This is a genomic window from Gluconacetobacter sp., from assembly GCF_047721585.1.
Taxonomy (GTDB): domain Bacteria; phylum Pseudomonadota; class Alphaproteobacteria; order Acetobacterales; family Acetobacteraceae; genus Gluconacetobacter; species Gluconacetobacter dulcium.
The window spans coordinates 1-8736 of record NZ_JBDNXE010000151.1 but is presented as its reverse complement, the minus strand read 5'-3'; the positions used below and the strand labels follow the sequence as shown (position 1 = coordinate 8736).

Below are 8736 nucleotides of genomic sequence, written 5' to 3'. Positions count from 1 at the left end.
ACCTATCGGCGCCTTGCGGAACATGCGCTGGAGAAGCTGGTGCCGAGCCTGCCGGTTCTTGGCGGGGCTGGATGGACGGCCAGCCGGCCGTTGCCGGGGGGCGATCTGGGGCCGGGTGGGTTTGATTCCGCCGTGGCGCGCCTGCGTGCCCATGCCCCCTTCCTTTCGGCGGACGATGCCTGGCGGCTGGTCCGCAATTACGGCACGCTGGCGTGGGAGATCGTGGGGACGGCGCGGAACCGGGCCGATCTGGGCGAGGATTTCGGTGGCGGGCTGACGGCGCGCGAGGTCGATTATCTGGTCGCGCAGGAATGGGCCGTGACCGCCGAGGATATCCTGTGGCGGCGCTCGCGCCAGGGCCTGCATATTGACGGCGCGGGCCAGGCGCGACTGGAACGCTATCTCGACGCCCGGCGCGAGGCCGTGCGCGACAGCCGGTCCGCCATGGCCGGCTAGGGCTGGCGGCGTGCGGGCGGGCTGTCTGCCCGGACGCCGCCGCCGGATGCGAAACGCCAAGAGCAATAACCCGAAAATCAATAAAGAGAAGAAACGGGACCATGTTCAGGAACAAGCAGTTCGTCGGCGAGCTGATCGCTGAATTCATCGCGGTCTTCATCATCATCCTGGTCGGTGATTCGGTGGCCGCGATGTATTCGCTGTATGATCCCAGCCCGTATCGCAATGCCTATTGGGGCGTGTGCATCGTCTGGGGGCTGGGCGTCACCATCGCCATCTATGTGACCGGTGCGGTCTCGGGCACCCATGCCAACCCGGCGGTGACGCTGGCGCTTGCGCTGTTTCGCGGTTTTTCGTGGCGCAAGGTGCTGCCTTATGTCGGTGTTCAGGTGTTGGGCGGCATGGCGGGGGCGGCCATCGTCTATGTGCTCTATGCGCCGGTGATCGATCATTTCAATCTGGCGCATCATCTGGACCGTCTGCATGACGGTGGGGCGGCCGGGGTGTTCTTTACCCATCCCGGCGATTTCGTGACGCCGCTTCATGCGCTGGTGGATGAGATCATCCTGACGGCGTTGCTGCTGTTCGGGATCTTCGCCGTGACGTGCGAATATAATACCCAGGCGCCGCAGGCCAATTCGGGCGCGCTGATCATCGGGTTGCTGGTGGCGGCGATCGGTGGGTGCGCGGGGTATCTGGAAGCCTGGGCCATTAATCCGGCGCGCGATTTCGGGCCGCGCCTGTTCTGTTATTTCGCGGGCTGGGGGCCGTCGGCCCTGCCGGCGCCGGGCCATTACTGGTGGGTGCCGATCGTGGGGCCGCTGGTGGGCGGCGTGATCGGCGCCGGTGCCTATGAGGGGCTGGTGCGCCCCTATATGCCGCGGCTACGCGACCGGGCGGCATCATCGGAGGTCGGCCCGCTGGCTGAGGCACCGGTGGCCGATGCCGGTCTTTCCAGCCAGCCATGACATCGAGCGCAGACTCGGGAGGAACGAACATGAGCAACAAGAACACCATCCTGGCGATTGATCAGGGCACCACCTCGACCCGTAGCATCGTCTTCGATCGCGACGCGCGGCCGCTGGCGACGGCGCGCGCCGAATTCGCGCAGCATTATCCTGGCCAGGGATGGGTGGAGCATGACGCCGAGGAGATCTGGCGCGACGTGCTGTCGACCGCGCGCGACGCGCTGGAGCAGGGCGGCGGCGTGGAGAGCGTGGCGGCGATCGGCATCACCAACCAGCGCGAGACGATCGTGGTGTGGGATCGGGCGACCGGCAAGCCGGTCCATCGCGCCATCGTCTGGCAGGATCGGCGTACCGCGCCGCTCTGTGCCCGTATGCGGCAGGAGGGCTGCGAGGATCTGGTGCGCGCGCGGACGGGGCTATTGCTGGACCCGTATTTTTCCGCCAGCAAGCTGGCCTGGATCCTGGACAATGTGCCTGGTGCCCGGCGGGATGCCGAGGCCGGGCGACTGGCCTTCGGCACGATCGACAGTTTTCTGCTCTGGCGCCTGACGGGCGGGCGGGTGCATGCGACGGACGTGACCAATGCCTCGCGCACGCTGCTGTTCGACATCCATCGCCAGTGCTGGGATGACGATCTGCTGCGGCTGTTCAATATCCCCGCCTCCCTGCTGCCCGAGGTGCGGGGCAACAGCGAGATTTATGGCGAGACCGATCCGGCGCTTCTGGGGCGTGCGATTCCGGTGGCGGGCATGGCGGGCGACCAGCAGGCGGCGCTGGTCGGGCAGGCCTGCTTTACGCCCGGCATGGCCAAGGCGACCTATGGCACGGGCTGTTTCGTGCTGCTCAATACCGGCGAGGCGCCCGTGACCTCGGCGAACCGGATGCTGACCACGATCGGCTACCGGATCGGCGGCAGGACGACCTATGCTCTGGAAGGCGCGATCTTCGTGGCTGGTGCCGCGATCAAATGGCTGCGTGACGGGCTGCACCTGATTACCCATGCCTCGCAGACCGACGACATGGCGACGCGCATTCCGCACAGCCATGGCGTGTATATGGTGCCGGGTTTCGTGGGGCTGGGGGCGCCGCATTGGGACCCGGAGGCGCGGGGCCTGATCTGCGGCCTGACGCTGGATGCCACGGCGGCGCATATCGCCCGCGCCGCGCTGGAATCGGTGGCCTATCAGACCTATGACCTGATGGAGGCGATGGCGCAGGATGGCGGCGGGCTGGTGACGACCCTGCGCGTCGATGGCGGCATGGCGGCCAATGACTGGTTCTGCCAGTTTCTGGCGGACATTCTTCAGGCCGGCGTGGAGCGGCCGACCCATCTGGAGACCACCGCCACGGGGGCGGCGTTCCTGGCCGGGCTGGCCTGCGGTGTGTGGACCGATCTGGACGACGTGGCGGCGCGCTGGTCGCGGGGCCGCGTGTTCGAGGCCAGCATGGAGGAGGCCCAGCGCCGGACCATGCTGGAGGGCTGGCGGCAGGCGCTGCGCCGGACCCTGACCCCGAAAGTGGCCTGATCGCGGGTCGGGCGGCGAACTGCCGGGCGAGCCGGGGAGATCAGGGCGTGGTTTCCTCGGTATTCGCTGGCGGTTGGACGGTGAAGGGGACGTTGCGCGTGGCGCCGCCCATGAAGTGGAAGGTGATGGTGATCTGCTGGCCGGGGTGCAGGCTGTCGTCATAGCCGGTGCAGATCAGGTGATAGCCGCCGGGCGGGAACACTAGAGTGGTTTCGGCCGGCAGCGCCAGATGCGCGAACAGGGTCGCGGTGTCGCTGGTGCTTTCCTGTTCCGTGTGATGGGCGAACAGATTGTGGCAGGCGGTCGATGAGACGCCGGCCAGCAGATGAACCGATTTTCCGCGATTCTCGATCGTGAAATACCCTGCCGCGATCCGGCGTTTGGGGCGGAGGATCTGTATCGAGGCATCGCGGATGACGATATCCTGCCCTGTCGCGGCCTGGTCGTCATCGGGCGCGAGGGGGGCGGCGCGGGCGGCCGAGAGGGCCGCCTGACTCATGAGGACCAGTAATCCGATCAGCAGCGCGTGTCGCGTCATGGGCTCCTCGGCTTCATTGCGGGAAGAGTATCAGGGTGCCGGACAGGGGCAAAGCAGGCCCGGCATGGACAGATGGGCTTGCGTCCGGTTGATTTCGTGCGCATTTCCCACCTCGGAAACCCGCTGCTCAGGACTGATACCCGCATGAGATGCCCTTTTTGTGGTCATGACGATACCCAGGTCAAGGACAGTCGCCCGCATGAGGATGGGGCGGCGATCCGTCGTCGGCGGATCTGTGCATCGTGCGGCCAGCGTTTCACGACCATCGAGCGGGTGCAGCTTCGGGACCTGCATGTCATCAAGACGGACGGGCGGCGCGTGGCGTTCGAGCGGGACAAGCTGGCGCGGTCGGTCCGTATCGCACTGCGCAAGCGCCCGGTGGATGACGAGCGGATCGAACGAATCGTCAACGGTCTGGTGCGCAAGCTGGAGGCGTCGGGGGAGACCGATATTCTGTCGGGCGATATCGGCAAGCTGGTGATGGACACGCTGCGCGAGGTCGATATCGTGGCCTATATTCGGTTTGCCAGCGTGCATTGGGATTTTCGTGAAACCAAGGATTTCGCGGCGATCCTGGAGTCGATTCCCGGCACGGCCGAGGCCCGGGCCGTCGCGGCCGGTGGGCGGCAGGACGACGCGCCGTGAGATGGGACTATGGACCTGGCGACGTAAAGAGGCGATGAAGCCGCCTTTCGCGGAATCGTGGCAGCAGGAGACAGGTGCATGAACGGATCGCAGGACGAAGACAGCACCCATGCGCGGACCCGCTCGCGGACCGCATCGCGCGTGGCGGTGGTGCAGGCCCTTTTCCAGATCGAACAGGCCGGTGACAGCCCGGAGGCGGTGATCCAGCAGTTTCTGCGCCATCGGCTGGTGGTGATGCCGGGAAGCGACCAGAGTGCCGAATATGAGGACGGGCGGGTGCCCGAGGCCGATATCCGCCTGTTCGAGCAGGTGGCGCGCTCGGCGGTGGCGCGGCGCGAACAGATCGATGCGCTGATCGTGGATGTGCTGCCGGCCTCGTGGCCGGTCGGGCGCCTTGATCCGGTGCTGCGGGCGCTGCTGCGGGCCGCCGGCGGCGAACTGGCCGTGGTCGGCGGGGTGCCGACGCGGGTGATCATCAACGAATATCTCGATATCGCCCATGGCTTCTTCTCGGGCGACGAGCCGAAGATGGTCAATGGCGTGCTCGACACGATGGCGCGCCGGCTGCGGGCGTCCGCCAATACGCAGGATGCCGCGCCCGACGAGGCGCCCCAGGAAGCGCATGGGGCCGAAGGCGCCTGATCCGGCGGGGCGCGCCATGTCGCCGCCCGCGTCGGGTGCTGGTCTGCCGTCGGAATTCAAATTCATCCGGCGGCATTTCCGTGCCCTGGCGGGCGAGGGGGCGCTGGGGCTGACCGACGATGCGGCGCTGGTGCATCCGCCCGAAGGCCGCGAACTGGTGATCGCGGTCGATACGATGGTCGAATCCGTGCATTTTCTGCCGGATGATCCGCCCGATACGGTGGGGCGCAAGCTATTGCGCTGCAATCTGTCCGATCTGGCGGCGATGGACGCGACGCCGCTGGGCTATCTGCTGTCGCTGACCCGGCCGCAATCGCGCGATGAGGGGTGGTTCGCCGCTTTCGCCGCGGGTTTGCATGATGATCAGGCGCGCTATGGCCTGACCCTGCTGGGCGGCGATACGACCGCGACGCGCGGGCCGCTGGTTCTGTCGCTGACCATTCTCGGCCATGTGCGCCCCGGCGGTGCCCTGCGGCGCAGCGGCGCGCGCGACGGGGACGATGTCTGGGTGACGGGGACGATCGGCGACGGGGCGCTCGGGCTGCGGGTGCTGCGTGGCGAACTGGCCGATGCGTCCGGTTTTCTGGCCCGGCGTTATCGCCTGCCCGAGCCCCGGCTGGGGCTGGAACTGGGGGGCATTGCCTCGGCGGCGATGGATGTGTCGGACGGGTTGGTGCAGGATCTGGGCCATCTGGCGCGGGAAAGCGGCCTGGGGGCGTGGCTCGATGCGTCGTGCGTGCCGTTGTCCGAGGCGGCGCGGCAGGCGGGAGCGGCTTGGCTGCCGACCTGTCTGACCGGCGGCGACGATTACGAATTGCTGCTGGCCGTGCCGCCGGAGCGCGAAGAGGCCCTGCGTCATGCGGCGGCGCGAAGGGGGGTGCCGGTGACGCGGATCGGGCGTTTTGCTCGCGCGCTGCGCGGCGTCGAAGTCCGGGACGGGGCAGGCGGCGTGCTGGCGCTGGACCGCACCGGCTGGAGCCACCTGTAGCCCCGGTTTTCAGCCCGTCGGGGCGGTCAGCGGACGGTCATATACGCGGTAGCGCTTGCAGGGCTCGGGGGCCAGGCGTTCGATCAGGCGGCGCATGGGCATGTTGTTCTCGACCACCCAGCCCATTTCGACCATCCGGTAGGGCAGGGACTTGCCGCGCCGCATCAGTTCGGTGATCGCCAGGGCCGGCAGGATGGCGCCCAGGGCCGTGCCCTCCATTTTGGAACTCACGCCCAGCAGGATGACGCGGGCGGAATGGAATTTGTGGCGGAGCAGGCGCGCCGCCAGCTTGACCCAGCCCAGCGGGGACGGCGCGCCGCCCAGGTCGCTGGCGATGTCGTAGAGATTCGGTACGACCAGCGCCACGGCCACCGGGTCGCCGTTCTGCTCGATCAGCACGAAATGCTCGGGCTTCAGGATCGGCTTCATCTGCGCGACCATCGCCGTCATTTCCTCCTGGGTCAGCGGTAGGGAGCCCCAGTTGTTGCGCCAGGCATCGTTGTAGAGCCCGCGCAGGATCTCGCCGTCTTCGGCCATCCTGTCCTTGCGCATGACGCGCGTGGTCACGCTGCCCAGCCGGCCTTCGCCCAGGCGCAGGCTGGAGGGGACGAGATGCTTTTCCTCCGCCTGCGGCCCGATTTCCATCTGGTAGGCGAGGAAATCCATCGCCCTGGTGAAACCGGCGGATTCGATCATCGGCGGGAGCCAGCGTGGGTGCCAGGGCATGGCGATCATCGGCGGGGCATCGTGGCCCTCGATCATCATGCCTGTTTCGCCGTTGGAGTTGAGCGTGAACGGTCCGCGGGCGGTGACCATGCCCTGCGCGCGCAGCCAGGTGCAGGCCGCGTCGAGCAGGGCCGAGACCACGGCGGCGTCGTCGATCGCGTCCAGCGCCCCGAAAAAGCCAATATTTTCGCCGAGTCTTTCGATGGCCAGATCGTCGATCTGCGCGGAAATCCGGCCTACGGGTCGGCCGCCGCGCATGGCCAGGAAATATTGCGCCCGCCCATGACTGAAGAAAGCACTCTTGCGTGGGTGCAGCAGATCCCTCTGCTCCATGTCCAGCGGCGGCACATAACCGGGCAGCCCGGCATAGAGCCGGCGCGGAAGGCGGATGAACTGTGACAACTGACGAAGCCCGGATACGGGAATGATGACAAGTTGATCCGCTTCGTTCATGACCGTTCCGTTTTTTGGCTGCGATAGGGCCGGAACCGGATGCCCGCGATGGTCGGGGCCGGCCGAGCCATGCAGTAGGCAAGGGGCTGAATGGAGTGGCCGTGAGGGCCAGCCAGTGCTGATGACATGGAAATGGTAGTCAAAGAAAGGGGCCAGATGACCAAGATCCATCAGGGGGGTGAAATCCGTTTTGATCCGGCGACCGTCCTGATTACCGGGGCCTCCAGTGGTATCGGGGCGGAACTTGCCCGCTTCTATGCGCGCTCGGGCCGGCGGCTGGTTCTGTGGGGGCGTGATCCGGCCCGGCTGGAGCAGGTGGCGCGTGATTGCCGGACCATGGGGGCGACGGTCGCGACGCGGGAACTGAACCTGGCCGATGGGGCTGCCGCGATCGTGGCCTTTCGCGAGGATGACGACGCGCATCCGGTCGATCTGCTGATTCTTGCCGCCGGCCTGGGCGACATGCGCCAGAAGGCGGCGCTGACCGAGCGGGCGGAGACGGTGCTGGAACTCGGGCTGGTGAATTTTGCGACGCCGGCCGCGCTGGCCACCGCCGGAGCCGAGCGGATGGTGCCGCGGCGCCGGGGGCATATCGTGCTGCTGGGCTCGGTCGCGGCTTTCCATGCCCTGCCGTTCGCGCCCGGCTATTCGGGATCGAAAGCCGGGCTGCTGCGTTTTGCCGAGGCGCTGCGCAATGGCCTGCTGGACCATGGCGTGGGTGTGACGCTGGTTTCGCCGGGCTTTGTCGATACGCCGATGAGCCGGCGGGTGCGCAGCACCAAGCCGTTCCTGCAAAGCGCGCCGCAGGCGGCGCGGTTGATCGCGCGGGCGGTGGAGGAGGAGCGGCCGCACCTGATCTTCCCCCGGATCTTCGCGGGTCTGCGCGTGCTGGACATCGTGCTGCCGCGTCGGATACGGGATTTTGTGCTGAGACGCCTGAAGGCCGAACAGGCACCGCGCCCGACCGTCTGACATTCGGTGCCGTTTGCGCCGGCATATTTTCCGCAGGGAGGCAGGACTGGACATGAAAGAAATCGTCGCCGTGGATATCGGCGGTACCCATGCCCGCTTCGCGATTGCCGGGGTGGAAGGGGGGCGGGTTGCTTCGCTGGGCGACGCGCTGACGTTGAAATGCGCCGAACATGCCAGCCTGCAACTGGCCTGGGAGGCTTTCGGCCGGCAGATCGGGCGCACGCTGCCGCGCGCCGCGGGCATTGCCGTTGCCTGCCCGATCCAGGGCGATATCCTGAAACTGACGAACAACCCCTGGATGATCCGCCCCGCGCAGCTTGGCGCCCAGTTGGGGGTGGACGAGCATGTGCTGGTCAATGATTTCGGGGCCGTGGGCTATGCGGTGGCGCAGGTCGATGCCACCCATCTGCGCCATCTGTGCGGGCCGGATCGCGACCTGCCGACCGAGGGCATCACCACGATCGTCGGCCCCGGCACCGGTCTGGGCTCGGCTTATGTCGTCCGCCGTGACGGGCGCTGCCTGGTGTGCGAGACCGAGGGCGGGCATGTCGATTTCGCGCCGCTGGATAGCGTGGACGACCGGATTCTCCAGCGCTTGCGGCAGCGTTACCGCCGCGTTTCGGCCGAGCGGATCGTCTCGGGGCCGGGGCTGGTGAATCTTTATGAAACGATTGCCGAGCTTGAGGGGCAGCCGGCCCGCATTCATGACGACAAGGAACTCTGGACGGCTGGGCTGGAGGGGCGGGACCCGATGGCATCGGCGGCGGTGGAGCGGTTCTGTCTGGCGCTGGGGGGCGGCGCGGGGGATCTGGCGCTGGCCCA

The 8736-nt window shown here is 67.3% G+C and carries 10 protein-coding genes; 8 read left to right on the top strand and 2 right to left on the bottom strand.

Going from position 1 to position 8736, the window contains the following annotated elements; all coding sequences use genetic code 11:
* The 3 genes from ABF821_RS18425 to glpK all read left to right on the top strand — a co-directional run.
* A partial coding sequence (locus ABF821_RS18425; protein ID WP_415531129.1) for a glycerol-3-phosphate dehydrogenase C-terminal domain-containing protein occupies positions 1-456 on the top strand: 456 nt, incomplete at its 5' end.
* 101 nt (positions 457-557) lie between these two features.
* Positions 558-1424 (top strand): MIP/aquaporin family protein, encoded by an 867-nt coding sequence (locus ABF821_RS18420; RefSeq protein WP_183009530.1) that lies wholly within the window; start codon positions 558-560, stop codon positions 1422-1424.
* A gap of 29 nt (positions 1425-1453) precedes the next feature.
* Positions 1454-2950 (top strand): glycerol kinase GlpK, encoded by a 1497-nt coding sequence (glpK, locus tag ABF821_RS18415; protein ID WP_415531128.1) that lies wholly within the window; start codon positions 1454-1456, stop codon positions 2948-2950.
* A gap of 40 nt (positions 2951-2990) precedes the next feature.
* On the opposite strand, the gene ABF821_RS18410 is transcribed toward glpK, so the two are convergent.
* A complete protein-coding gene (locus tag ABF821_RS18410; protein ID WP_415531127.1) occupies positions 2991-3488 on the bottom strand; it encodes a copper chaperone PCu(A)C in 498 nt (165 codons plus the stop codon).
* A 144-nt stretch (positions 3489-3632) separates the two neighbouring features.
* On the opposite strand from ABF821_RS18410, the gene nrdR reads away from it, so the two are divergent.
* The 3 genes from nrdR (at position 3633) to thiL (ending at position 5763) form a co-directional block, all read left to right on the top strand.
* Complete coding sequence (nrdR, locus tag ABF821_RS18405; protein ID WP_182972967.1) at positions 3633-4133, top strand: transcriptional regulator NrdR; 501 nt, start codon at positions 3633-3635, stop codon at positions 4131-4133.
* A gap of 78 nt (positions 4134-4211) precedes the next feature.
* Complete coding sequence (nusB, locus tag ABF821_RS18400) at positions 4212-4775, top strand: transcription antitermination factor NusB (protein WP_182972968.1); 564 nt, start codon at positions 4212-4214, stop codon at positions 4773-4775.
* Complete coding sequence (thiL, locus tag ABF821_RS18395) at positions 4756-5763, top strand: thiamine-phosphate kinase (RefSeq protein ID WP_375288955.1); 1008 nt, start codon at positions 4756-4758, stop codon at positions 5761-5763. The genes nusB and thiL overlap by 20 nt, the downstream gene beginning before the upstream one ends.
* Positions 5764-5772: 9 nt before the next feature.
* On the opposite strand, the gene ABF821_RS18390 is transcribed toward thiL, so the two are convergent.
* Positions 5773-6942 carry a hypothetical protein gene (locus tag ABF821_RS18390; RefSeq protein ID WP_415531126.1) on the bottom strand — a complete coding sequence of 390 codons (1170 nt, stop codon included), beginning with the start codon at positions 6940-6942 and terminating at the stop codon, positions 5773-5775.
* A gap of 156 nt (positions 6943-7098) precedes the next feature.
* Here ABF821_RS18390 and ABF821_RS18385 point away from each other — a divergent pair, with 156 nt between their 5' ends.
* Positions 7099-7914 (top strand): SDR family NAD(P)-dependent oxidoreductase, encoded by an 816-nt coding sequence (locus ABF821_RS18385; RefSeq protein ID WP_415531125.1) that lies wholly within the window; start codon positions 7099-7101, stop codon positions 7912-7914.
* Between the two features lie 52 nt (positions 7915-7966).
* Positions 7967-8736: glucokinase (locus ABF821_RS18380; protein WP_415531124.1), on the top strand; the 770-nt coding region annotated here is incomplete at its 3' end.

Excerpts from the sequence above, each read along its gene's own strand:
- ABF821_RS18420 (WP_183009530.1), top strand. The coding sequence starts at position 558 with ATGTTCAGGAACAAGCAGTTCGTCGGCGAGCTGATCGCTGAATTCATC.
- thiL (WP_375288955.1), top strand. The coding sequence starts at position 4,756 with ATGGGGCCGAAGGCGCCTGATCCGGCGGGGCGCGCCATGTCGCCGCCC.
- nrdR (WP_182972967.1), top strand. The coding sequence starts at position 3,633 with ATGAGATGCCCTTTTTGTGGTCATGACGATACCCAGGTCAAGGACAGT.
- glpK (WP_415531128.1), top strand. The coding sequence starts at position 1,454 with ATGAGCAACAAGAACACCATCCTGGCGATTGATCAGGGCACCACCTCG.
- nusB (WP_182972968.1), top strand. The coding sequence starts at position 4,212 with ATGAACGGATCGCAGGACGAAGACAGCACCCATGCGCGGACCCGCTCG.
- ABF821_RS18390 (WP_415531126.1), bottom strand. The coding sequence starts at position 6,942 with ATGAACGAAGCGGATCAACTTGTCATCATTCCCGTATCCGGGCTTCGT.
- ABF821_RS18385 (WP_415531125.1), top strand. The coding sequence starts at position 7,099 with ATGACCAAGATCCATCAGGGGGGTGAAATCCGTTTTGATCCGGCGACC.
- ABF821_RS18410 (WP_415531127.1), bottom strand. The coding sequence starts at position 3,488 with ATGACGCGACACGCGCTGCTGATCGGATTACTGGTCCTCATGAGTCAG.